The sequence below is a fragment of the Leisingera sp. G5_S3_59_S7 genome (assembly GCF_054968485.1).
In genome coordinates, this window is the sequence record NZ_JBQKUH010000005.1 from 58,174 (window position 1) to 83,113 (window position 24,940).

General features: G+C 63.6%; 21 protein-coding genes. 12 read left to right on the plus strand and 9 right to left on the minus strand.

Annotation, left to right across the window (positions count from 1 at the left end; translation table 11 throughout):
• Positions 1-99 precede the first annotated feature (99 nt).
• Both ACTRWG_RS04530 and preA read left to right on the plus strand, forming a co-directional pair.
• Entirely contained in the window at positions 100-1,434 is a 1,335-nt protein-coding gene (locus ACTRWG_RS04530; protein WP_027237935.1) for an NAD(P)-dependent oxidoreductase, read from the plus strand.
• A 53-nt stretch (positions 1,435-1,487) separates the two neighbouring features.
• Entirely contained in the window at positions 1,488-2,792 is a 1,305-nt protein-coding gene (preA, locus tag ACTRWG_RS04535; RefSeq protein WP_027237934.1) for an NAD-dependent dihydropyrimidine dehydrogenase subunit PreA, read from the plus strand.
• 90 nt (positions 2,793-2,882) lie between these two features.
• On the opposite strand, the gene ACTRWG_RS04540 is transcribed toward preA, so the two are convergent.
• A complete protein-coding gene (locus ACTRWG_RS04540; protein WP_027237933.1) occupies positions 2,883-3,497 on the minus strand; it encodes a TetR family transcriptional regulator C-terminal domain-containing protein in 615 nt (204 codons plus the stop codon).
• 268 nt (positions 3,498-3,765) lie between these two features.
• Between ACTRWG_RS04540 and ACTRWG_RS04545 the strand changes: the two genes are divergently transcribed.
• The 7 genes from ACTRWG_RS04545 to ACTRWG_RS04575 all read left to right on the plus strand — a co-directional run bounded on the left by ACTRWG_RS04545 (position 3,766) and on the right by ACTRWG_RS04575 (position 11,687).
• On the plus strand, positions 3,766-5,016 hold the full coding sequence (locus ACTRWG_RS04545) for a Zn-dependent hydrolase (protein ID WP_027237932.1): 1,251 nt from the start codon (positions 3,766-3,768) through the stop codon (positions 5,014-5,016).
• Between the two features lie 129 nt (positions 5,017-5,145).
• The gene (hydA, locus tag ACTRWG_RS04550; RefSeq protein ID WP_027237931.1) at positions 5,146-6,600 is read left to right on the plus strand and encodes a dihydropyrimidinase; all 1,455 of its coding nucleotides are present in this window, start codon (positions 5,146-5,148) and stop codon (positions 6,598-6,600) included.
• 60 nt (positions 6,601-6,660) lie between these two features.
• The gene (locus tag ACTRWG_RS04555; protein WP_027237930.1) at positions 6,661-7,500 is read left to right on the plus strand and encodes an ABC transporter ATP-binding protein; all 840 of its coding nucleotides are present in this window, start codon (positions 6,661-6,663) and stop codon (positions 7,498-7,500) included.
• Between the two features lie 99 nt (positions 7,501-7,599).
• The gene (locus ACTRWG_RS04560; protein ID WP_027237929.1) at positions 7,600-8,517 is read left to right on the plus strand and encodes an ABC transporter permease; all 918 of its coding nucleotides are present in this window, start codon (positions 7,600-7,602) and stop codon (positions 8,515-8,517) included.
• A gap of 85 nt (positions 8,518-8,602) precedes the next feature.
• On the plus strand, positions 8,603-9,448 hold the full coding sequence (locus tag ACTRWG_RS04565; protein WP_027237928.1) for an ABC transporter permease: 846 nt from the start codon (positions 8,603-8,605) through the stop codon (positions 9,446-9,448).
• Positions 9,449-9,597: 149 nt separating this feature from the next.
• The gene (locus ACTRWG_RS04570; RefSeq protein WP_027237927.1) at positions 9,598-10,584 is read left to right on the plus strand and encodes an ABC transporter substrate-binding protein; all 987 of its coding nucleotides are present in this window, start codon (positions 9,598-9,600) and stop codon (positions 10,582-10,584) included.
• A gap of 296 nt (positions 10,585-10,880) precedes the next feature.
• Complete coding sequence (locus ACTRWG_RS04575; RefSeq protein ID WP_462829036.1) at positions 10,881-11,687, plus strand: ATP-binding protein; 807 nt, start codon at positions 10,881-10,883, stop codon at positions 11,685-11,687.
• A 30-nt stretch (positions 11,688-11,717) separates the two neighbouring features.
• On the opposite strand, the gene ACTRWG_RS04580 is transcribed toward ACTRWG_RS04575, so the two are convergent.
• From ACTRWG_RS04580 to acs, 8 genes are all read right to left on the minus strand, one after another.
• Positions 11,718-12,218, minus strand: a complete 501-nt coding sequence (locus tag ACTRWG_RS04580) for a flavin reductase family protein (protein WP_027237926.1) — start codon at positions 12,216-12,218, stop codon at positions 11,718-11,720.
• Positions 12,219-12,292: 74 nt separating this feature from the next.
• Positions 12,293-13,702 (minus strand): 3'-5' exonuclease, encoded by a 1,410-nt coding sequence (locus ACTRWG_RS04585; RefSeq protein WP_027237925.1) that lies wholly within the window; start codon positions 13,700-13,702, stop codon positions 12,293-12,295.
• A 2-nt stretch (positions 13,703-13,704) separates the two neighbouring features.
• Entirely contained in the window at positions 13,705-14,223 is a 519-nt protein-coding gene (locus tag ACTRWG_RS04590; protein WP_027237924.1) for a hypothetical protein, read from the minus strand.
• An 85-nt stretch (positions 14,224-14,308) separates the two neighbouring features.
• Positions 14,309-16,132 (minus strand): DUF294 nucleotidyltransferase-like domain-containing protein, encoded by a 1,824-nt coding sequence (locus tag ACTRWG_RS04595; protein ID WP_027237923.1) that lies wholly within the window; start codon positions 16,130-16,132, stop codon positions 14,309-14,311.
• Between the two features lie 206 nt (positions 16,133-16,338).
• Positions 16,339-18,123: a sodium:solute symporter family protein gene (locus ACTRWG_RS04600; RefSeq protein WP_027237922.1), complete on the minus strand. Its 1,785-nt coding sequence runs from the start codon at positions 18,121-18,123 to the stop codon at positions 16,339-16,341.
• Position 18,124: 1 nt separating this feature from the next.
• A complete protein-coding gene (locus tag ACTRWG_RS04605; protein ID WP_027237921.1) occupies positions 18,125-18,409 on the minus strand; it encodes a DUF4212 domain-containing protein in 285 nt (94 codons plus the stop codon).
• 194 nt (positions 18,410-18,603) lie between these two features.
• Complete coding sequence (locus ACTRWG_RS04610) at positions 18,604-19,287, minus strand: adenylate kinase (protein ID WP_027237920.1); 684 nt, start codon at positions 19,285-19,287, stop codon at positions 18,604-18,606.
• Positions 19,288-19,294: 7 nt separating this feature from the next.
• A complete protein-coding gene (gene acs, locus ACTRWG_RS04615; RefSeq protein ID WP_027237919.1) occupies positions 19,295-21,256 on the minus strand; it encodes an acetate--CoA ligase in 1,962 nt (653 codons plus the stop codon).
• Between the two features lie 504 nt (positions 21,257-21,760).
• Between acs and ACTRWG_RS04620 the strand changes: the two genes are divergently transcribed.
• From ACTRWG_RS04620 to ACTRWG_RS04630, 3 genes are all read left to right on the plus strand, one after another.
• Positions 21,761-22,777 (plus strand): C4-dicarboxylate TRAP transporter substrate-binding protein, encoded by a 1,017-nt coding sequence (locus ACTRWG_RS04620; RefSeq protein ID WP_027237918.1) that lies wholly within the window; start codon positions 21,761-21,763, stop codon positions 22,775-22,777.
• 80 nt (positions 22,778-22,857) lie between these two features.
• Positions 22,858-23,523, plus strand: a complete 666-nt coding sequence (locus ACTRWG_RS04625) for a TRAP transporter small permease subunit (protein ID WP_027237917.1) — start codon at positions 22,858-22,860, stop codon at positions 23,521-23,523.
• A gap of 5 nt (positions 23,524-23,528) precedes the next feature.
• A complete protein-coding gene (locus tag ACTRWG_RS04630; RefSeq protein ID WP_027237916.1) occupies positions 23,529-24,932 on the plus strand; it encodes a TRAP transporter large permease in 1,404 nt (467 codons plus the stop codon).
• Positions 24,933-24,940 lie beyond the last annotated feature (8 nt).

Below are 24,940 nucleotides of genomic sequence, written 5' to 3' on the forward strand. Positions count from 1 at the left end.
GGCATAATTTTTGCGGCTCTCAAAAATTTTACCAGTTGATAAAAAATGAGACTGTGGCACTCTGATATTCAGAACAACAGAAAATCAGGGAGACACCCAATGGCGACCAGCCATCAGGCATCCGGTATTCAGGCGGCGCGGCTTGACGCTGCCGGGATCGCTGAGAATTTCTCGGACTTGCACCCGCCCTATGACGCGCATGAGGCCGCCGTGGCAGCCGACCGCTGCTATTTCTGCTACGACGCGCCCTGCATGACGGCCTGTCCGACCAGCATCGACATCCCCCAATTCATCCGGGAGATCCAGGCAGGCCACCCGGAAAGCGCGGCCCGCACCATTCTGGAGCAGAACATCCTGGGCGGCATGTGCGCCCGGGTCTGCCCGACCGAAACCCTTTGTGAAGAGGTCTGCGTGCGCGAAACGGCAGAGGGCAAGCCGGTCGAGATCGGCCGCCTGCAGCGTTATGCCACCGACACGCTGATGGAAAAGGACGAGCATCCCTTCACCCGCGCTGCCGCCACCGGCAAGAAGGTGGCCGTGGTGGGGGCGGGTCCTGCGGGCCTGTCTGCGGCGCACCGGCTGGCCATGCTGGGCCATAACGTGGTGGTCTATGACGCCAAGACCAAGGCTGGCGGGCTCAACGAATTCGGGATTGCAGCGTATAAGACCACCAACGACTTTGCGCAGCGCGAGGTCGACTGGCTGCTGCAGATCGGCGGCATCACTATGGATTACGGCAAGAAGCTGGGCGAGGACCTGTCGCTTGATGCGCTGAAGCAGGCTTATGACGCGGTGTTCCTCTCCATCGGCCTGGCCGGGGTCAATGCCCTGCGTGCGCCGGGTGAGGATATGGAGGGTGTCCGCGACGCGGTGGAGTTCATCGCTGAGCTGCGCCAGGCCGACGACCTGACGGCGCTGCCGGTGGGCCGCAATGTGGTGGTGATCGGCGGCGGCATGACCGCGGTTGATGCCGCTGTGCAGTCGAAGCTGCTGGGTGCCGAAAACGTCACCATCGCCTACCGCCGCAGCCGCGAGGAGATGGGCGCAAGCCGGTTCGAACAGGATCTGGCGGCCTCTAAAGGCGTCAAGCTGATGTTCAACGTGATGCCGGTTGCGGTGCACGGCAACGGCGCAGCGGCCGAGATCGAATTGGAGTATACTCAGGTCACGGACGGCAAGGTCTCCGGCACTGGCGAGACCGTGCGCTTGGCCGCGGATCAAGTGTTCAAGGCGATCGGCCAGACCTTGGAAGGCCAGCCCGATGCGCTGGCGCTGGAAGGCCGCAAGATCAAGGTCGACGCCAGCGGGCGCACCTCTGTCGCAGGCGTCTGGGCCGGGGGCGACTGCGCCTCGGGCGGCGAGGACCTTACCGTGACTGCCGTGGCTGAGGGCCGCGACGCGGCAATGGACATTCACTCCAGCCTGATGGGCTGAGCCAGCTCCAGCGCAGTCCGTTGCGCTGAGCTAGCCTTAAGAGGAGAGATCAAATGGCTGATCTGACAACAGAATTTCTGGGGATCAAATCCCCCAACCCGTTCTGGCTGGCCTCTGCGCCGCCGACCGACAAGGAATACAACGTCCGCCGCGCCTTTGAGGCCGGGTGGGGCGGCGTGGTCTGGAAAACCCTCGGCTCCGAAGGCCCGCCGGTGGTCAACGTGAACGGCCCGCGCTATGGCGCGATCTGGGGCGCCGACCGCCGCCTGTTGGGGCTCAACAACATTGAGCTGATTACTGACCGGCCGTTGCAGACCAACCTGGAGGAAATCACCCGGGTCAAGAAAGACTACCCGGACCGTGCCGTGATCGTATCAATCATGGTGCCCTGCGAGGAGCAGGCCTGGAAAGACATCCTGCCGCAGGTGGAGGCTACCGGCGCCGACGGGATCGAGCTGAACTTCGGCTGCCCGCATGGCATGGCCGAACGCGGTATGGGTTCTGCCGTGGGGCAGGTGCCGGAATACATCCAGATGGTCACCGAGTGGTGCAAGAAATACTACTCCAAGCCGGTGATCGTGAAGCTGACACCGAACATCACCGACATCCGCCACCCGGCCCGCGCGGCCAATGCGGGCAACGCCGATGCGGTCAGCCTGATCAACACCATCAACTCTATCACCTCGGTGGACCTCGACAGCATGGCGCCGGAGCCGACCATCGGCGGCAAGGGCACCCACGGCGGCTATTGCGGTCCGGCGGTGAAGCCGATTGCGCTGAACATGGTCGCTGAAATCGCCCGCGACGCCCAAACCCGCGGCCTGCCGATTTCCGCCATCGGCGGCGTCACCACCTGGCGCGACGCAGCAGAGTTCATGGCGTTGGGCGCAGGCAACGTGCAGGTCTGCACCGCTGCGATGACTTATGGCTTCAACGTGGTGAAGGAGATGATCTCGGGCCTCTCGAACTGGATGGATGAGAAGGGCTACACCTCCACTCAGGACTTCATCGGCATGGCGGTGCCGAATGTGACCGACTGGCAGTATCTGGACCTGAACTATGTCACCAAGGCAAAGATCAGCCAGGACGATTGCATTAAATGCGGCCGCTGCTATGCCGCCTGCGAGGACACCTCGCACCAGGCGATTGCGATGAGCGAGGACCGTGTTTTCACGGTCAAGGACGACGAATGCGTCGCCTGCAACCTCTGTGTGAATGTCTGCCCGGTGGAGGGCTGCATCACCATGGAAGAAGTTCCGGCGGGACAGATCGACGAACGCACCGGTGAGGTGGTCTCAGACGAATACGCCAACTGGACCACGCATCCGAACAATCCGTCGGCCACTGCGGCGGAGTAAGGAAAAGGCGCCCTATGCAGGGCGCGTGCCTTCGGTTGGGAAATTTGGAGCAAGAGGAAAAGGCGGTCTGCAGGGGCCGCCTTTTTCGACTCAGCTTTCGGGCGTAAGCATCCGGCGGTACAGGGTTTCCAGATAATCTGGCGCGGCGTCAAACGGGTCTTCTTCCCCCATCAGCATGCGCACTTGGGCGTCGAAATCCGCGTAATGCTGGGTCAGCGACCATATCGAAAACAGCAGATGCTTAGGATGCGCCCGGTTGATCCGTCCGGCATCCATCCACTCCTGCAGCAGCTGCGTCTTTTCCTCCACCAGCACCTTGAGGTCGGTGGCGATCACCTCGCGCAGCCGCGGTGCCCCCTGCACGATCTCATTGGCATAAAGCCGGCTTTCGCGCGGGAAATCACGGCTCATCTGCAGCTTGCGCTGCACATAGGCGAGAATTTCCTCCAGCGGCTCACCCTCAGGGTTCAGGCTGCGCAACGGATCCAGCCAGGTGTCCAGCAGCCCTGTCATCAGCTCGTTGAAAATCGCTTCCTTGGAGGGGAAGTAATAGAGCAGGTTCGGTTTCGACAGCCCGGCCGCCTTGGCGATCTGGTCCACGGTGGAGCCGCGGAATCCGTGGCTGGAAAACACGTCCAGCGCCGCCTCAAGGATGGCGGCGCGATTCTTTTTCTGAATGCGGGTGGGCGCGCGGTCTGCGGGCATGGTCGTCCTTGTCTGGTTTTGCCGCCTTGGGCCGGCGAAAGCACGGAATTTCACCTGTTTCCGGCAAAGGGGCCGTTTTTTGCAAGGGTCCTGCGGCAATTTCTTGACTGGTGGTGAACCCGTGATAGCGTGAGTTTGACCAGTTGGTCAAATCAATGTCCGGACTGCGAACAGGCCGGCTTGATAAACGGCCAGCATTCAAAGCCACCTAACACGGCGCCAAGCCGGAAAGCCCGCAAAGACGGGCGCTCAGGGAAGGAAGCTCTTGATGACGTCGCTTGGACAGAATCTGAATATCAATGGTGACAGGCTGTGGGACAGCCTGATGGAGATGGCCAAGATCGGCCCCGGCGTTGCAGGCGGCAACAACCGCCAGACGCTGACGGACGAGGACGGCGAGGGCCGCGCGCTGTTTCAGAAGTGGTGCGAGGAGGCGGGCTGCACCATGGGGCTCGACCAGATGGGCAACATGTTTGCAATGCGCGCGGGCACCGACCCGGATGCGCTGCCGGTCTATGTCGGCTCGCACCTCGATACCCAGCCCACCGGCGGTAAATATGACGGGGTGCTGGGGGTGCTGGCGGGGCTGGAGCTGATCCGCTCGCTCAACGACATGAATATCAAGACCAAGCACCCGATCGTGGCCACAAACTTCACCAATGAGGAGGGTACCCGCTATGCGCCGGCGATGCTGTCGTCGGGCGTGTTTGCCGGTGTGCATACCCAGGACTGGGCCTATGACCGGGAAGATGCCGAGGGCAAGAAGTTCGGTGACGAGCTGAAGCGGATCGGCTGGCGCGGCGAGGAGGAAACCGGCGCCCGCAAGATGCACGCCTTCTTTGAACTGCACATCGAACAGGGACCGATCCTGGAGTCAGAGGGCAAGGACATCGGCGTCGTGACCCACGGCCAGGGCCTGAGCTGGACCCAGGTGACGATCACCGGCAAGGACGCACACACCGGCTCCACCCCGATGCCGATGCGCCGCAATGCGGGCCTGGCGATGGCGCGGATCCTGGAGGAAGTGGACGCAATCGCCTGGAGCCATGCTCCCCATGCGGTGGGCGCGGCGGGCCATATCGACGTCTATCCGAACTCGCGCAATGTGATCCCGGGCAAGGTGGTCTTCACTGTCGATTTCCGCAGCCCGGAACTGGACGTGATCACTGACATGGAAAACCGCTTGCGCGAGAAAGGCACCGGGATCGCCGAGACAATGGGGGTGGAGATCGAGTTCGAGAAGGTCGGCGGCTTTGACCCCGTAGCCTTTGACGAGGGGTGCGTGACTGCGGTGCGCAACGCGGCGGAGCGGCTGGGGTATTCGCACCTTGATATCATCTCTGGCGCGGGCCACGACGCCTGCTGGATCAACCGTGTGGCGCCGACCGCCATGGTGATGTGCCCCTGTGTTGATGGCCTCAGCCACAACGAGGCCGAGGAGATCAGCAAGGACTGGGCCGAGGCGGGCGCCAATGTGCTGTTCCACGCGGTGGTGGAGACGGCGGAGATCGTTGAGTAAGGGGCGCTGCCCCCCGCGGCCCCTTGGGCCGCTCCCCCGGGATACTTTCCGGCCAGATGAACAAGGGAGCTTGTTCTTCAAGAATAATTGGAGGCGTGAAAATACGCCCCGCTTCAGGGAGTTGCAACCATGAATAAAGTTATCAGAAACGGCACCATCGTGACCGCCGATCTGACCTACAAAGCGGATGTGCTGATCGAAAACGGGGTGATCACCCAGATCGGCCCGAACCTGAAAGGCGACGAGGAGCTGGACGCCACCGGCTGTTATGTGATGCCTGGCGGGATTGACCCGCATACTCACTTGGAGATGCCCTTTATGGGCACTTACAGCTCGGACGACTTTGAGTCCGGTACCCGCGCGGGCCTCGCGGGCGGCACCACCATGGTGGTGGATTTTGCGCTGCCCAACCCGGGCGAGAGCCTGCTGGACGCGCTGAAACGCTGGGACAACAAGTCGACCCGCGCCAACTGCGACTACTCCTTCCACATGGCGGTGACCTGGTGGGGTGAGCAGGTCTTTGATGACATCAAGACTGTGATCCAGGAGCGCGGCATCAACACCTTCAAGCATTTCATGGCCTACAAAGGCGCGCTGATGGTGAATGATGACGAGCTGTATGCCTCGTTCAAACGCCTGTCGGAACTGGGCGGCATTGCCATGGTGCATGCCGAGAACGGCGACGTTGTGGCGGAGTTGCAGGCCAAGCTGCTGGCTGAGGGCAACACAGGCCCTGAAGCGCACGCCTATTCCCGCCCGCCGCAGGTGGAGGGTGAGGCGACCAACCGCGCCATCATGATTGCCGATATGGCGGGCGTGCCGCTGTATGTCGTGCATACCTCCTGCGAGGAAAGCCACGAGGCGATCCGCCGTGCCCGGATGCAGGGCAAGCGGGTCTGGGGCGAGCCCTTGATCCAGCATCTGACCCTGGATGAGAGCGAATATTTCAACAAGGACTGGGACCACGCCGCCCGCCGGGTGATGTCACCGCCGTTCCGCAACAAGCAGCATCAGGACAGCCTCTGGGCCGGTCTGCAGTCGGGCTCGCTGTCGGTTGTGGCCACCGATCACTGCGCCTTTACCACAGAGCAGAAGCGTACCGGCGTGGGGGACTTCACCAAGATCCCGAACGGCACCGGCGGCCTGGAAGACCGGATGCCGATGCTGTGGACACATGGTGTGGGAACCGGCCGCCTGACCCCGAATGAGTTTGTGGCCGTCACTTCTACCAACATCGCCAAGATCCTGAATTGCTATCCGAAAAAGGGCGCGGTTCTGGTGGGTGCCGATGCCGACCTGGTGGTCTGGGACCCGGAGAAACGCAAGACGATTTCGGCGGATAGTCAGCAGTCCGCGATCGACTACAATGTGTTCGAGGGGCATGAGGTGAAGGGCCTGCCGCGCTTTACCCTGACCCGCGGCCATGTGGCGGTGCATGACGGTGAAATCAAGTGCCAGGAGGGCCACGGCAAGTTCGTCTCGCGGGAGGCCAACGCATCGGTGAACAAGGCGCTGTCGACCTGGAAGGAACTGACGGCGCCGCGCCCGGTGGAGCGCACCGGGATCCCGGCAACAGGCGTGTAAATCAGGAGCGGGCTGCCGGAAACGGCGGCCCGTTTTCCTGTGTGAAATCAAGGCGAAGATATGAATATGGAACCGACCACCCAGGCAATCCGCCCCGAGGCCGCCGCGTCCGCACCTGCCCCCGCAGACTGCGTGATCGAGGCCCGGAACCTGGACCTGACATTCCAGACCAACGACGGTCCGGTGCACGCACTGAAGGATGTGAGCCTGCAGATCAACAAAGGCGATTTTGTCTCCTTCATCGGGCCGTCAGGCTGCGGCAAGACGACTTTTTTGCGCTGTATCGCGGCGCTGGAAACCCCGACCGGCGGCAGCCTGAGCGTCAATGGTATGACCCCGGATAAGGCGCGGCGCAACCGGGCCTATGGCTATGTGTTTCAAGCGGCGGGGCTGTACCCGTGGCGCACCATCGCCAAGAACATCAAGCTGCCGCTGGAGATCATGGGATATTCCAAGGCGGAGCAGGAGAAGCGCGTTAACCAGGTCCTGGAACTTGTTGAATTGACAGGCTTTGGCGGTAAGTTTCCTTGGCAGCTGTCGGGTGGGATGCAGCAGCGGGCTTCCATCGCGCGGGCGTTGGCGTTTGATGCCGATATCCTGTTGATGGATGAACCTTTCGGGGCGCTGGACGAGATCGTGCGCGACCACCTGAACGAGCAGCTTTTGAAGCTTTGGGCGCGGACCAACAAGACCATCGGCTTTGTCACCCACTCGATTCCGGAGGCGGTGTATCTGTCCACCAAGATCGTGGTGATGTCGCCCAGACCCGGCCGCATACATGACGTGATCGACAGCACCTTGCCCAAGGAGCGGCCGCTGGATATCCGTGACAGCCCGGAGTTCATCGAAATCGCCCACCGGGTGCGCGAGGGGCTGCGGGCGGGGCATGGCGATGACTGAGTTCGCCAGCACGACCCGCCGGAATTGGGGGCTGCCATGCGTGCACCCCCTGTACACCCCCTGTGCACCGGGCGGCTGCCGTTTGCGGAGGGCGCGGGTATGAAAAGCCTTGTTGCCGTTCTCACCGTTGTCGCCGCGATCATCGCCCTTTGGTATGCGGCCTGCGTGCCGATGAACATCAAGGGCGTGCTGGATCAGGCAGAGCGGGCAGGGGTGGAAGTGACCCCGGCCACCGCCAAGGCGCGCCGGGATATGAGCGAGATCGGGCTGGTGGCGACGAACAGCTTTGCCATCAGCCTGACCTGGGTGCAGGAGCGCCCGCGGCTGCCCGCACCGCATCAGGTGGCGGTCGAGCTGTGGGAAACCACGGTGGAGAAGAAGATCACTTCCAAGCGCAGTCTGGTCTATCACGCGCAGGTGACACTGTCGGCGACGCTGCTGGGCTTTGCCATTGGCACCGGGCTTGGCATCCTGCTGGCGGTGGGGATCGTGCATTCGCGCGTCATGGACATGTCGGTGATGCCCTGGGCGATTGTCAGCCAGACCATCCCGATCATCGCGCTGGCGCCGATGATCATCGTGGTGCTCTATTCCATCGGGGTGCAGGGCATCATTCCCAAGGCGGTGATCTCCGCCTACCTCAGCTTCTTCCCGGTTGTTGTCGGCATGGTAAAGGGCCTGCGGGCGCCGGATGCGATGCAGCTGGATCTCTTGAAGACCTACAACGCCAATACCTCGCAAGGGTTCTGGAAACTGCGGCTGCCGTCCTCGATGCCCTATCTGTTTGCATCGCTGAAAATCGGCATTGCGGCATCGCTGGTTGGGGCCATCGTGGGTGAGCTGCCGACCGGTGCGGTTGCGGGGCTGGGCGCGCGGCTGCTGGCGGGCAGCTATTACGGGCAAACGGTGCAGATCTGGTCGGCGCTGTTTGCGGCGGCGATCCTGGCGGCGGCGCTGGTGGCCTTGCTGGGCTTGATCGAGAAGCTTGTCTTGAGCCGGATGGGGGTGCGGGCATGATCGATGTTTGGAGTGAGGGCTCTGCCCTCGCCGCTCTGCGGCTCACCCGGGATATTTCTGGCCAGATGAAGAGGGGGATCCTGTCATGCTGATGGTGGTGCTTGCCGTGCTTGTCTGGTGCCTGGGGTGGTGGCTGAACAGCCGATTGGCCAATAGCCCGGCGTCGAAAACCCGGGCCGTGCAGCTGCTGGTGCCGGCCATTTTCGGCATTACCGTGCTGCTGGTCTGGGAACTGCTGGTGCGCGGGCTGGAGGTGTCCCTGGTGATCCTGCCGGCGCCGTCGGTTATTGCGGCGCGCTTTGCCTCCAGTCTGCCGATCCTGTGGGACGATTTTGCCCAGACCATCCTGAAGGGCGCGTTGGGCGGCTATGTGATCGGGTGCGGTGCGGCATTTCTGACTGCGATCCTGGTGGACCGCAGCGATTTCCTGCGCCGCGGGCTGCTGCCGGTGGGGAACTTTGTCGCCGCGCTGCCGATTGTGGGCACCGCGCCGATCCTGGTGATGTGGTTCGGGTTCGACTGGCAGTCCAAGGCCGCCGTTGTCGTGGTCATGGTGTTCTTTCCGATGCTGGTGAACACGGTGGCGGGCCTGCGCGAGACCTCGGCCATGCAGCGCGATCTGATGCAGACGTATGCGGCGAGTTACTGGCAGAGCTTTTTCAAGCTGCGGTTGCCGGCGGCGCTGCCGTTTGTGTTCAACGGCCTCAAGATCTCCACCACCCTGGCGCTGATCGGCGCGATTGTGGCGGAATTCTTTGGCTCGCCCACGGTCGGCATGGGCTTCCGCATTTCCACCAGCGTCGGCCAGCTGGCGCTGGACATGGTCTGGGCCGAGATCGTGGTGGCGGCGCTGGCGGGATCGGCCTTTTACGGGCTGGTCGCGCTGATTGAGAAGAGCTTCACCTTCTGGCACCCGTCTCAGCGGGGCTGACAGGAAGACGCCGTCCCGCCAGGCGCGGGGCGGTTTCGCCGGAAATTTGCGCGGGGCGCCCGCAAGGGCAGGCCTGATAAAGAAAAAACTTTGAACGAATGGTCAAACCCGGGCAAGCTTCACATCATAATCAATAGGGAGAAAAAGACATGAAACATATTTTGACTGCGGCGGCTTTGGCGCTGGGGGCAACCGGGGCGGCGCAGGCGGCGGATGATGTGACGCTGCAGCTGAAATGGGTGACCCAGGCGCAGTTTGCCGGATATTACGTGGCGCTGGACAAGGGGTTCTACGAAGAAGAGGACCTGAATGTCACCATCCTGCCGGGCGGTCCGGATATTGCGCCGACCCAGGTGATCGCAGGCGGCGGTGCTGATGTGACGGTGGAATGGATGCCCGCGGCGCTGGCGGCCCGTGAAAAGGGGCTGCCGCTGGTCAATATCGCCCAGCCGTTCAAATCCTCCGGCATGATGCTGACCTGCTGGAAGGATGCCGGCATCGAAAGCCCGGAGGACTTGAAGAACCGCACCCTGGGGGTCTGGTTCTTTGGCAATGAATTCCCCTTTATGAGCTGGATGAGCCAGCTGGGCATCGGCACCGATGGCAAGGGTGAAAACAGTGTCGAGGTGCTGAAGCAGGGGTTCAATGTCGACCCGCTGCTGCAGCGCCAGGCGGACTGCATTTCGACCATGACCTATAATGAATACTGGCAGGTCATCGACGCAGGCGTGTCGCCGGATGAGCTGGTCACCTTCAAGTATGAGGATCAGGGCGTCGCGACGCTGGAGGATGGTCTTTATGTGCTGGAAGAGAACCTCGAGAACCCTGAGTTCACTGACAAGATGGAACGGTTCGTGCGGGCCTCGATGAAGGGCTGGAAATATGCGGAGGAGAACCCGGACGAAGCGGCGGAGATCGTGCTCGACAACGATGCCTCCGGCGCCCAGACCGAAACACACCAGAAGCGGATGATGGGCGAGATCGCCAAGCTGACCGCAGGAAGCAATGGCGCGCTGGATCCGGCCGATTATGAGCGCACGGTGGAAACGCTGATGGGTGGAGGCTCCGATCCGGTGATCACCAAGCAGCCGGAAGGCGCCTGGACACACGCCATCACCGATGCGGCTTTGAAATAAGCCGTCTCGCCGGCTGACAGGAAAAGCCCAGGCCCGCCGGATTTTACCCGGCGGGCCGTTTTTGTTTTGAGGGAAATTTTGTAAAGTTTTCGGCAAATCTGCCTGGAGAGCGATTTACTCGCTTTAGGAGAATATTTTTGTGCTAGCCTCTCCCAATGGGAGAGATGCACGCTCATATCCCTCAGGGGCAGAGGCCAGACGGACACCCGCCGCAGTACGTGTGCTTCTGCCGCCGGCCCCAGATCCCTGATTGCAATGCGCGCCATGCCCCGCGCGGGCGGCCGGCGCTGCTGGATGTGGCCAGCAGCAGCTGCGAACTGCCGCTGGCTTCCTTGTGCGAGGGGGCGCACCAGCGCAAGCATGAAACCGGCCGCCCCCAGGTCCTGGTCCTGTATGAGACGGAGCCGGTTTCCCTGGCAGCGGCAGCGCCGCGGCGGGAGGCGGAGGGCGCGGCAGACGTGATCCCGGTTCTGGTCTGCTGCCTGGAGAGGATCGGCCACGCCGACCTTCTGCACGCGCTGGCCTGCGGCTTTGACGTCATTCACCTGCAGGCCTGTCCCGGCTCCGCCGGCGGTGCGCACCAGCAGCAGGTGGAGCTGGCGCGGGTGCTGGGCGGGCTGGGCCGCATCCTGCTGTTCGAGGACGCCGGCACCCTGGCGCAGCGGCTGCAGGCGGGGATCTTTCCGTTTCCGTCGCTGGCGCCCGGCGTGCTGGCGGTCGGCAGCCGCAGGGACACCGCGCGCGCCAGCGCCGCGGCGCTGCTGCCGGCCAAAACGGGTATCATCGCGCTGCCGGAGCAGGCGCCCTATGGGGCGGTCAGCCTGGACGAAAGCTGCTGCACCCATTGCAGCAGCTGCGTCTGGGTCTGCCCCTCGGATGCGCTGAGCCTGACGGAAAACGGCGGCGCGCTGAGCTTTGTGGAATCCTTGTGCTTTCAATGCGGACTGTGCGTTTCGATCTGCCCGCAGCGGGCATTGCAGATGGAACCCGGGATGGATCTGACCGCGTCGGCGGTGCTGCCGCAGCTGCTGACGGGAGAAGAGGGCCGGCGTGAGACGGAACCGGGGCACACTGGTTTGCCGCCAAATCTGCCCGCGGGGTAGCTGCACCGGCCTCAGGGCGGCAAGCGGCGCTCAGCTCTGCTCCAGGAAACCGCCGTACTGGCCGCGCTTGAAGATCAGCCCCTTGCCGGGCCGGGTGGTCACGCTGGCCACCTCGCCAATGATGATGGTGTGATCGCCTGCGGGATGGGCAGCAAAACGGCGGCAGTCGAAACGGGCAATCACCCCTGCCAGCGCCGGTGCCCCCTGGGCGTTGACCTGCCACGCGGCGGCACTGAAGTCCTCGCCGTTGGCGGCGAAATGCTTGGCCAGGTCCAGCTGGTCCTCTGCCATCACGTGAATGGCGAAATGCTCTGCCGCGGCAAAGGCGTCATGGCGCAGCGAAGCCTTGGCCGGGCACCACAGCAGCAGCGGCGGCTCAAGCGAAACGGAGGTGAAGCTGTTGACGGTGATCGCCAGCGGGCCGCGCGCGGTCTGGGTGGTGACAACCGTCACCCCGGTGCCGAAGCAGCCGAGCGCATCGCGGTAGGCCCGGGCGGTATCCGGCCCGGGGATGAAGCTGGTGTCGGCCATGTCGCGCGCCTTTTGTTCGTTCCGGCCAGTGACCTGCCACGCATGGGCGTGATTGTCTACCCAGGGTCAGGACACTAGTTCATGTCCTCGATGAGGCGTCCGTGCTTGCGGGTCTCCTCGATCACCGCGCCAAAGGTGCTGAGGCCGCGCGCTTCCAGCATCGGCAGCATCTTGCAGAACACCTCTGCCGTGGCCTGGGCATCCCCCATGGCGGTGTGGCGCAGGGCAGGCGGGATGGTCACCTCCAGCCGCTCGCACAGCGCGTCCAGCGTGTGGCCTTGCGAGGCGCCGAACAGCACCGCGCTCAGCAGCACGGTGTCCAGGATCGGCTGATCCCAGCTGACTCCCGCGCGTTTGGCGTGGCGGCGCAGAAAGGCCATGTCGAAGGGCGCGTTATGAGCGACGATGACCGCGTCCGAGGCAAACCGGTGGAAGCCGCGGGCGGCCTCGCCGATGTCAGGCGCGCCTTGGACCATGGCATCGCTGACCCCGTGCACCTTGGTGGAGGCAGCGGGGATCGGCGTGCCGGGATTGACCAGCGTTTCGAACTGCTCGCCTTCGATTATCCTGTTGCGCACCACCCGCAGCGCGCCGATCTGCACGATCTCGTCCTTGTGCGGCAGCAGTCCGGTGGTTTCAGTATCGAACACCACATAGCTGAGGTGTGAAAGCTTGCGGTTGTCCAGCTCCGCATGCTCGGTCTCCAGCAGGGCAAAATCGTAAACCAGCGGACGCGAGTCATCGGGGGCGAGGCCCGCATGGGCGCCTTCAAACAAGATGATATAGCCGGGCGCGCCGCCCAGCGGTTTCAGCCGCAGATCAAACACCTGGCTGCCGCTCGCGCTTTTGACTTCGGCCTGAACCTCCATGCCGCTGCGCACCAGCCGTCCGTAAGCGGCCTCCAGCCCGGTTTGGTCCAGGTAGTCGGACAGCGGCGCATTGAGCCGCGGCGGCGCTTCCTGCGCCAGCACCGCGGCGGCCTGGCCGTCATACAGCACGATCTGATGTGCGGGGCTGGCCATTACGGTGGCGATGGGAATGTCCGTCAGCAGCGCCGCCAGGCGGGCTTTCTCCGCCTCCAGATGCTCGGTTTCGCGGGCAATCGCCTCGGCTGCGGACAGGGCCGAGTCGCCCAGTTGGCCCGCCAGCCCCTGGGCGGCTGCGGCGAGATCGCCCAGGTAGCGGGCCCCGTGTGTGTCCAGCTCCTTGTTCACCCCGGCATGTGCCCGGGCGCGCATCCCAGCTGCCAGCCGTTCGATCGGCTTGGCGACGTTCTCGTCGAACAGCAGCCAGACCCCGGCACAGAGCCCGAGCATGGCAAAGCTGCTGAGGAGGCCGGAGAAAATGAAGGCATCGGTCAGACCGGGCTGGCCTGCGCGGGTGTAGCCAAGCCACAGCGCGCCGCCGGTGACGGCAATGCCACCAAGCGCCAGCAGGCAGAAGAACAGAAAGATCCGAAGACGCAGGCTGAGGCGTGACAGCATCTTTACCCTCCGCAGGCAGTCGTCAAAAGCGCGTCATCGGGCCCGCCGGCAATCCAGTCGAGCCCCTTGGGCAGGCTGTTGCCGGAAAAGACGACGTTGCTGGCCACCAGTGCCCGCCGCCACTTTCCGCAGTCCAGCACGGCAGGCCGCCTGCTGACAGGCGCCCAGCGGCCAAAGAAATAGACCTCAGCAAGATAAACCTGCGGATGCGCCTCGTGGCTTTTCATGGTGGCGGTGTCGATGGCGGCAAAGCGGTCCACGTAAGGCACGGCATAGGTCCAGGGCCGGTAGAAGCTCTGCTTTTCAACGGTTTCCGCAACCTCCAGCCCTTCGGGAAGGGCCGCTTTGGTGCGTCCGTACCAGCCGTATTCCGAGGCGATGGTCACGCCGATCATCGCAAGGCCCGCCGCCACCGGCGCCATCCAGCGGGGCAGCCGTCCCTTCAGCGTCCGGTTCAGCAGCATCACCACGCCCGCCGCAGCAATGCCTGCAAAAATCACCGCAATCAGTTCCAGAAACATATGCTCTCCCTGCTGGCCCCCGGCCTGTTCATCTTTCTCAAAATACTCGCGCCGCAGGCTCCCGCACTCTCCGCAGGCGCTGCCGTCAGCTCAGCATCCCCTTACCGTGCCCAACCGCCGATTGCATCGTCTTTACCACAACAAAGGCGTCGCGCAGATGACTTCGCTCAAAATCCGACAGGTCCGAGGGCGCCAGGTAATTGTCCGGGGCATGGCCGCCGCGAACCTGGGCCGCCTGATGCTCCAGCCGGGTCTGGGCAATCAGGTCATAGGCATCCATCAAATCCCGCGCGCCGGAAGGGCTGAGCACGCCCGCGGCCTCCGCCGCCTCCAGCCGGGCGCGGGTGTTGACCTCTGCCAGCTGCCCCTGCAGCGCATAGACCCGGCCCAGATCCACCACCGGCACCACGCCATTATGCTTCATGTCCAGCGTGTTGCGGTGCTCGCCTGAGCGGATGGTGGCCAGCCCGCGCAGCAGCCCCAGGGGGGGCGTATGCTTCAGCGAGTTGGCAATCATATGGGCCGTGAAGATCGTATTTGCGCTGGCCGCTTGCAGGGTTTTCTGCTGCAGATCGGCAAACAGCGCGGCATCGCCGCCGATGGGGCGCAGGTCGAACATCACCGAGGCCAGCATCTGCGCCTCGGGGTTCGGCTTGGCGATCCAGCCGCGGAAATAGTCGCGCCAGACCCGCAGCGGCTGACGCCAGCGCGGATTGGAGGCCATCATGTCGCCGGGGCAATAGACATAGCCGCAGGTGTTCAGCCCGTCGCAGACAAACTTGGCAAGCTGCTCGAAATAGGCCTCATCGCCGGCGGCCAGATCGTCGGACAGGATCAGGCAGTTGTCCTGGTCGGAGACGCCGGTCTGCTCGCGCCGCCCTTGCGAGCCGCAGGCGAGCCATAGGTAGGGCACGGGCGCGGGGCCCAGTTTTTCCTCGGCCAGGGCCAGCAGGCGCCGGGTGGCGGTGTCGGCGATGTCGGTGATCAGCCGCGTCACCACCTCATGCCGGTTGCCGCCGGCCACAAGCTGCACCAGCAGGCGGGGGATTTCGGCGGTGACCTTGGCCATCTCCTCAGCGGAGCCCGCCCGGGCGATGCTGGAGACCATCTCACCGGAGCTGACGGCCTGAAACCGGGTGAGGTCGGTCTGGGTGACGATGCCTGCAAGCTTGCCTGCCTCGACCACCGGGATGTGGCCGATGCCGTGCTCCATCATCATGTGCAGCACGTCGGAACCGATGGCTGAGGGTGCCAGGGTCAGCGGGTCCGGGGTCATCACCGTGCTGACCGGGGTCGAGATGGGTTTGCCCGCGGCCAGGATTTTGGCGGTCAGGTCGCGTGTCGTCAGGATGCCCTGCAAGCTGTCCCCGTCGGTCACGCAGACAGAGGAAATGCGGCGGTCCCGCATCAGCTGTGCCGCGCCCTGGCAGGTGAGGCCGCCGGAACAGGTGACGGGCGCGCGTGCCATGATCGCCTCGACCCGTGTGGTGGCCAGGCTGCCGGTGTCCTGGCTGCCGGGGCGGCGGCGGTCGAAGAATTTGGCGACCTTTGGCTGGCTGGCCATCAGGGCGTGGAAATCCGCCTTGGGCAGCAGCAGCAGGATTGTGTTCTTGGTTGTCCGGGCAGAGGTCACCGCCCGGCCGGTGCGGGTCAGCCCGCGCTCGCCAAAGGAATTGCGTGGGCCGAGGATGGAGACGGGAATGCCGTTTTCATCGGTTACTTCCACCTCGCCGGTGTGGACCAGGTACAGCCCTTCCAGATCCTCGTTGAGGGCATAAACGGGATCGCCGGCAGCGGCGTCGATCTGGCGGAACTTTGGTGCCAGCGCCTGCAGCAGCGCGGGTTCCAGGCTGTCGTAGGGATGGACCGAGGTCAGGAAGCGGAGCAGCGCGGCATCAGATAGGGGCATTTGCTTGTGTCCTCTTGAACTGTCTTTCCCGGGCCGCAGGCCCGGATTGCCTCCGACCCGCCCCCCCCAGGGCGGGGGCAATCCTGAGTGCTTTCTAATGACCGCTGTTTCGGGCGTCCTAGCAAAAAATGGCCCCGCCAGTGAAACACCGTACGGGACCATGAGGAAAGAGGCGGGCGGCTGGGAGGCAGCCCGCCCAGGGGAGGTTAGTGGTCCTGTGCGGCCCCGGCGCCGCGCGGGATGCGGACGCTTTCCACCAGCTCTTCGATCTCGGCGGGGATCGCCTCGCTCGATTTCGACACGATGAAGGCCACCGCGAAGTTCACCATTGCGCCAATCGCACCGAAGGAGGTGGATTTGATGGTGCCCAGCAGCGGGTCCGCATCGGTGAAGGAGTTTGTGCCCGGGATGAACAGCCAGCCCTTGTGCAGGAAGATGTAGACCAGGGTCACGATCAGGCCTGCCAGCATGCCGGCCACCGCACCCTTGTTGTTCACCTTGGTGAAGATGCCCATCATCAGCGCCGGGAAGATCGAGGCTGCGGCCAGGCCGAAGGCCAGCGCCACGGTTTGCGCCGCAAAGCCCGGCGGGTTCAGACCCAGGTAGGTTGCCACACCGATGGCCACGGCCATGGCGACACGGGCCGACAGCAGCTCGCCTTTTTCCGAGATGTTCGGGTTGATCGAACCCTTGATCAGGTCGTGCGAGACAGCTGAGGAGATTGCCAGCAGAAGACCGGCAGCGGTGGACAGTGCAGCCGCCAGGCCGCCGGCTGCCACGAGGCCGATCACCCAGCTGGGCAGGTTGGCGATTTCCGGGTTGGCCAGAACCAGGATGTCACGGTTGAACTTGGTCAGCTCATTGCCGGCCCAGCCGTTTGCCGCGGCAGTTGCCTGCAGCTCTTCGGACTGATCGTTGTAGTACTGGATCGCACCATCGCCGTTCTTGTCTTCCCAAGCCAGCAGGCCGGTTTTCTGCCAGGTGGCCATCCAGTCGTACTGCGGATCGTTCTCGATCTGCTGCACGGTCACGGCGCCGCCTTCGATGCCGCCATTGGGCCACATCATCTCGGTGATGTTGAGGCGGGCCATGGCGCCCACAGCCGGAGCGGTCAGGTACAGCAGCGCGATGAACACCAGCGCCCAGCCGGCCGACCAGCGGGCATCAGCCACTTTCGGCACGGTGAAGAAGCGCATGATCACGTGCGGCAGGCCCGCGGTGCCGATCATCAGCGACAGGGTGAAGAGCACCATGTTGAAGGTATCGGCATGATGCGCGGTGTACTCGTTAAAGCCGAGTTCGGTCACGATGGCATCCAGCTTGGTCAGCAGCGGCTCGCCGGAGGCGGCATGGTCGCCGAACAGGCCGAGCGCCGGGATCGGGTTGCCGGTCAGCTGCAGCGAGATAAAGATCGCCGGGATGGTGTAGGCCATGATCAGCACGCAGTACTGCGCCACCTGGGTGTAGGTCACGCCCTTCATGCCGCCGAACACGGCGTAGGCAAAGACCACACAGGCGCCGATCAGCAGGCCGGCGGTGTTGGAGACCTCCAGGAAGCGGCCGAAGGCGACGCCGACACCGGTCATCTGGCCGATCACATAGGTGGTCGACGCCACGATCAGGCAGATCACCGCCACGATCCGCGCGGTCGGGGAGTAGAACCGGTCGCCGATGAACTCGGACACGGTGAACTTGCCGAACTTGCGCAGGTAGGGCGCAAGCAGCAGCGCCAGCAGCACGTAGCCGCCGGTCCAGCCCATCAGGAAGGTGGAGTTGTCATAGCCGGTGAAAGCGATGAGGCCCGCCATCGAGATAAAGGAAGCCGCCGACATCCAGTCGGCCGCGGTGGCCATGCCGTTGGTGACGGGGTGAACGCCCCGGCCCGCGGCATAGAATTCAGATGTGGAGCCCGCACGGGCCCAGATCGCGATGCCGATGTAGAGCGCAAAGGAGGCGCCCACAAACAGCAGGTTGATGGTAAACTGGTCCATCTTATTCTTCCTCCACGCCGTATTCGCGGTCCAGCTTGTTCATCCGGAACGCGTAGAAAAAGATCAGCCCCAGAAACACCAGGATCGAGCCTTGCTGGGCGAACCAGAAGCCCAGATCGCTGCCGCCGACCTTGATGCCCGCAAGCATCGGACGCAGCAGGATGCCGAAGCCGAATGATACAACAGCCCAGATCACCAGGCTGATTAGAATGATGCGCACGTTCGCCGCCCAATAGCCTTTATCGGCTTCGGCGGTTTTTGCCGCATTTGTGGTTTGATCCGCCATGGCGGCTCCTCCTTCTTCCTCCTGAGCCGCCGCGGGGGGCGGGCTGGCTCTCTCCGTTTGCCTGGCGCCGGGTCAGGGCGCGCAGGCATGACTCCTCCGGTCCGGCAGATGCGTGCACCTGGCGGGTCCGATGGGTATTCCAATGTCCGGGAGACGGGGTCCTGCCGGTCAGGGCAGGCCCCGTTTCTTGTTCGTTAGCTGGTGGCCTTTGTCACAATGGCCGCCATATCCTGGGCGATGTCGTTGATACCGCCCATGGCATCTGTGGTCTGCAGCACGCCCTTGCCGCAGTAGTAGGCAATCAGCGGCGCGGTCTGCGCGTGATAGGCCTCCAGCCGGCTGGCAACGGTTTCCGCATTGTCATCGGCGCGGCGCTTCATTTCTGTGCCGCCGCATTTATCGCATTTGCCCGCCTCGGCAGGCTGCTTGAAGCTGTCGTGATAGCCCTCGCCGCAGCCGCCGCAGGTGTAGCGGCCGGAAATCCGCTCAACCATGGCCGCATCGTCCACTTCCAGGCTGATCGCGGCATTGATCTTCTGGTTGGTTTCCGCCAGCAGATCGTCCAGCGCTTCGGCCTGCACGGTGGTGCGGGGGAAGCCGTCGAGGATCACGCCCTTGGCGCAATCGGGCTCTGCCAGGCGGTCGCGCAGGATGTTGATCACGATCTCGTCGCTGACCAGCTGGCCCGCTTCCATCACCGCCTTGGCGGCGAGGCCGGCGGGCGTGCCCGCGGCAACCGCCTCGCGCAGCAGGTCGCCGGTCGACAGCTGCACATAGCCGAATTTCTCCTCCAGCATCCGCGCCTGGGTGCCCTTGCCGGCGCCCGGAGGCCCCAGCAGGATCAAAACGGCGGGACGGGTCATAACTGCCATATTCATCGGTCTATCACCCCTTGTTCGCGCGGTTTTCGATCAGGTCCTCGACCACCGACGGATCGGCGAGGGTCGAGGTGTCGCCCAGGCTGCCATAGTCGTTCTCGGCAATCTTGCGCAGGATGCGGCGCATGATTTTGCCGGAGCGGGTCTTCGGCAGGCCGGGCGCCCATTGGATGACATCCGGGGAGGCAATCGGGCCGATCTCAGTCCGGACCCAGGTGCGCAGCTCCTTCAGCAGCTCATCGGACGGCTCGCGGTCGTTCATCAGGGTCACGTAGCAGTAGATGCCCTGGCCCTTGATCTCATGCGGGTAGCCAACCACGGCGGCCTCGGCCACGGCGGCGTGGGCCACCAGGGCGCTTTCGACCTCAGCCGTGCCCATGCGGTGGCCGGAGACGTTGATCACGTCATCGACGCGCCCGGTGATCCAGTAGTCGCCGTCCTCGTCGCGGCGGCAGCCGTCGCCGGTGAAATAGTAGCCTTTGTAGTCCGAGAAATAGGTGTTCTCGAACCGTTCATGGTCACCCCAGACGGTGCGCATCTGGCCCGGCCAGCTGTCCTTGATGCAGAGCACGCCTTCGACGCCGTTGCCCTCGATCTCGACACCCGACTGCGGATCCAGAACCACCGGCTGGATGCCGAAGAAGGGTTTCATTGCCGCGCCGGGCTTCATCGCGTGGGCGCCCGGCAGCGGGGTCATCAGGTGGCCGCCGGTCTCGGTCTGCCACCAGGTGTCGACGATCGGGCATTTGCCCTTGCCGACAACCTCGTTGTACCAGGTCCAGGCTTCGGGGTTGATCGGCTCGCCCACGGTGCCCAGCACCTTAAGATCGCTCAGATCGCACTTTTCGACCCATTCATTGCCTTGGCCCATCAGCGCGCGCAGTGCGGTGGGGGCAGTGTAGAACTGGTTCACCTTGTGCTTTTCGCAGACCTGCCAGAAGCGAGAGGCATCGGGGTAGGTCGGCACGCCTTCGAACATCAGCGTGGTGGCGCCGTTGGCCAGCGGGCCATAGACAATATAGCTGTGGCCGGTGACCCAGCCCACGTCGGCGGTGCACCAGTAGATGTCGCCGTCGTGGTAATCAAAAGTGACCTCATGGGTCAGTGCGGCATAGGTCAGGTAGCCGCCGGAGGTGTGCACAACACCCTTGGGCTGGCCGGTGGAACCGGAGGTGTAGAGGATGAACAGCGGATCCTCGGCGTTCATCTCGGCCGGTTTGCAGTAGTCGTCCGCTTCCAGCGCCATCTCGTTATAGTCATAGTCGCGGCCGTCGACCCAGGTGGTCTGGCCGCCGGTGCGCTTGACCACCAGGCATTTCACCGTGTCCTTGGTGTGCAAGAGGGCGGCGTCGGCGTTCGACTTCAGCGGGGTCTTGCGGCCGCCGCGCGGCGCCTCGTCGGCGGTGATGATCACCTTGGCGTCGCAGCCGTTGATACGGGCCGCCAGCGCGTCGGGGGAGAAGCCGGCAAACACGATGGAATGAATGGCGCCGATGCGGGCGCAGGCCAGCATGGCATAGGCCGCTTCGGGGATCATCGGCAGGTAGATGACAACCCGGTCGCCCTTGCGCACACCCATCGATTCCAGGATGTTGGCCATCCGGCAGGTGCGGCGGTGCAGCTCCTTATAGGTGATGTGCTGCGCGTCCTCATTGGGATCATCCGGCTCCCAGATGATCGCGGTCTGGTCGCCGCGGGTGTCCAGGTGGCGGTCGATGCAGTTGGCGGAAACGTTCAGGGTACCGTCCGCATACCAGTTGATCGAAACATTGCCGAAGTTGTAGTTCACGTCCTTCACCTGGGTGAAGGGCTTGATCCAGTCGATGCGCTTGCCCTGTTCGCCCCAGAAGCCTTCGGGGTCGTTCAGCGAAGCGTCATACATCTCCTGGTATTTCGCGGCATTGACATGCGCGCGGGCAACGGTTTCGTCGGATGGCGGATAGACAGCGTCTGCGTGCAGCGCGTTCATTCGGTTTCCTCCCAGAAATTTTATTGGCAAGACAAACGACACCGCTGTGCCGTGGCTGTCAAACCGTTTCCTCCTGAGCATAGATAATACCGCAAGCTGAAAATTTGTGAATAAGCGACCGGTTTTTAAGCATTTCATTGTCAACGAATTTCCCTCTGGGATGCGATCTTGTAAATGTTTTGACAGCCGCATACCCTGCTTTTGGGAAAAACAACGGCTTAGGTGTAAACGGGTTTGCGGTCAATTTACGGGCCGCGCCGGGGCAAATTGACCAAGGGGCAGCCTGGGCGGCGGAAACAGGCGCAGGCGTCCTGCGGCATATTGTGCCACGCCGTCCGGCGGAAGGCCGCGCGGAGGGCGCTCCGTTCGCGAAACGCGAGTCGCTGCGTAACGTTTCTGCCGCGGGGGTTGGCAGGGCGCGGCCTTGCGGCTAGCCTGTCGGGCAAGCGCCCGCCTGCTGCACGTGCGGAAGGCAAAAAGGGCGCAATTCGGGAGAGTTACATCATGAACAGATTTCTGACTGCCGCTGTGGCGGCAACGGCTGGCGTTGCAATGGCAGGCGAGGCTGCGGCGACGGAGTGGAATGTGTCCCTGTGGGGCAAACGCCGCGCCTTTACCGAACATGTGGAGAAACTGGCGGAGCTGGTCTCCGAGAAAACCAATGGCGAGTTCACCCTGAATATCAGCTATGGCGGCCTCAGCAAGAACAAGGAGAACCTCGACGGCATCTCCATCGGCGCCTTTGAAATGGCGCAGTTCTGCGCGGGCTACCACCGCGACAAGAACCCCTCGATCACCGTGCTGGAGCTGCCGTTCCTGGGTGTGAACACGCTGGAGGAAGAGGTCGCCGTATCCCACGCGGTTTACGCCCACCCGGCGGTGGAGGCGGATCTGGCGCGCTGGAACGCCAAGCTGCTGATGACCTCGCCGATGCCGCAATACAACATCGTCGGCACCGGCGAACCGCGCGACGAGCTGGGTGAGTTCAAGGACATGCGGGTGCGCGCCACCGGCGGCATCGGCCAGGCGTTTTCCGCCGTTGGCGCGGTGCCGACCTCTGTGACCGCGACCGAGGCTTACAACGCGATGGAATCCGGCGTTGTCGATACCGTCGCCTTTGCCCAGCACGCGCATCTGGCCTTTGGCACCATCAACAAGGCCGACTGGTGGACCGCCAACCTGAACCCCGGCACCGTGAACTGCCCGGTGGTGGTCAACACCGATGCCTATGACGCCCTCAGCGACGCCGAGCGCGAGGCGCTGGAAAGCTCGGTTGAGGAAGCGATTGCCCATTACCTCGACAACTACGGTGCACTGCTGACCAAATGGGACAGCGTGCTGGAGGAAAAGGGCGTCGAGAAGGTCACCATCTCCGACGAGCAGCTGGCCGAATTCCGCAAAGTGGCTGCCGATCCGATCCGCGAGCAGTGGATCAAGGACATGAGCGGCCAGGGCCTGCCGGCACAGGAGCTCTATGATCTGGTGCAGAAGACCCTCAGCGACCACCGCTCGGGCAGCTGAGCCTGACATGATACGGAAGGGCCGGGCACAGCGTTCCGGCCCTTTCTGTCTTTGACGCTACTGAAAGATGGGGGCAGGGCATGGCGGCAGGAGCAGCAGTCCTGGAGGACGGCAGCCTGATCAGCAGGCTGGACCGCGGGTTATTGAAAGCCGAGCGCCTGCTGGCGCTGCTGAGCGGGATTGCGGTGTTTTCGCTGATGATCCTGGCGGTGGTCTCGGTCGGCGGGCGCAACGCGATAAACGCGCCGCTGCCCGGCTATGTCGACTGGATCGAGCAGATCATGCCGCTGATTGCTTTCATGGGCATCGCCTATGTGCAGCGCGACGGCACCCACATCCGCATGGATATTTTCATCGGCGCCCTGCGGGGCCGTGCGCTGTGGCTGTTTGAGCTGGTCTCGGTGTTGCTGATCCTGTTTCTGATCCTGGCGCTGGTCTGGGGCAGCTGGTCGCATTTCCTGCGCTCCTTCGACTTTGCCGCGCCGCTGTGGAGCCGCGACAGCTCTATCGACATCGGCCTGCCGATCTGGCCGGCCAAGCTGCTGGCGCCGGTGGCCTTTGCGGTGCTGGCCCTGCGGCTGATGCTGCAGATCTGGGGCTATGGCCGGGCGCTGGTGCTGGGGCTGGAGGCGCCGGTCGCGGTGCCGCTGGTGCAAAGCGCCGCCGAACTGGCGGCGGCAGAGGCCGAGCAGATGCAGGGCCATGACAGCGGCTCAGATAATAACTCTACCGGCGGGCAGGGGTAACACAGATGGAACCGATTGAAATCGGCCTTTGGGTCACGGGCGGCCTGCTGGCGATGGTTGTCCTGGGGATGCGGGTGGCCTTCGCAGCCGGCCTGGCAGGTCTTGCCGGGCTTATCTGGATCTTCTGGGCCAAGTTCGGCTATGACCCGGCGCGGTTTGGCAAGGCGCTGACCGTCTCGGTCAAGATCGCAGGCCAGGTGCCGCACTCCAAGGTGTCCAGCCAGGCGCTGAGCCTGATCCCCACCTTCATCCTGATCGGCTATCTGGCGTATTACGCGGGGCTGACGCGCGCGCTGTTCACCGCAGCCAAGCGCTGGATCGCCTGGCTGCCGGGCGGGCTGGCGGTTTCCACCGTTTTTGCCACGGCGGGCTTTGCCGCGGTGTCGGGGGCCTCGGTTGCCACCTCCGCCGTTTTTGCCCGCATCGCCATCCCAGAGATGCTGGACATCGGCTACAACAAGCGCTTTGCCGCAGGCGTGGTGGCGGCGGGCGGCACGCTTGCCTCGCTGATCCCGCCCTCGGCGATCCTGGTGATCTACGCCATCATCGTCGAGCAGGACGTGGGCAAGCTCCTTCTGGCGGGCTTTATCCCCGGTGCGTTTTCGGCGGTGATCTATGGCCTGCTGATCGTCGGTATTGCGGTGATCTTCAAATCCGTCGGCCCGCCTGTGAAGGGCTTCACCTGGGGCCAGCGGTTCGCCGCGCTGCCCGGGGCGCTGCCGATCATCCTGGTGGTCGTGATCATCATTTGTTTTGTCTACAACCCCTTTGGCGGCGACGCCTGGGGCACCCCGACAGAAGGCGGCGCCATCGGGGCCTTCATCGTCTTCCTTTATGCGCTGAAGGAAGGCATGAAATGGGCTGAGCTGAAATCGGCGCTCTTGGAGACCGCCAAGCTGACGGTGATGATCTTCACCATCATCTGGGGGGTGCTGATCTATGTCCGGTTCCTGGGCTTTGCCGATCTGCCAGGGGCGTTTTCGGACTGGATCACCACGCTGGAGATGAGCCCGATGGTGATCCTGATCTGTATCCTGCTGGCCTATGCGGTGCTGGGCATGTTCATGGACGCGATTGGAATGCTCTTGCTGACCCTGCCGGTGGTTTACCCGGCGGTGATGGCGCTGAACGGCGGCGAGAGCGTGGCCGCGGCCGACAGCGCCTTTGGCATGAGCGGCACCATGTGCGCGATCTGGTTTGGCATCCTGGTGGTGAAGATGGCCGAGTTCTGCCTGATCACCCCGCCCATCGGTCTCAACTGCTTTGTGGTCGCGGGCGTGCGCGACGATCTGAGCGTGCAGGATGTGTTCCGCGGCGTGATGCCGTTCTTCGTCGCGGACGCGGTGACAATTGCGCTGCTGGTCGCCTTCCCGGGGATTGTTCTCTACCTGCCGTCCCTGGCCGGGTAGGGTGAAGG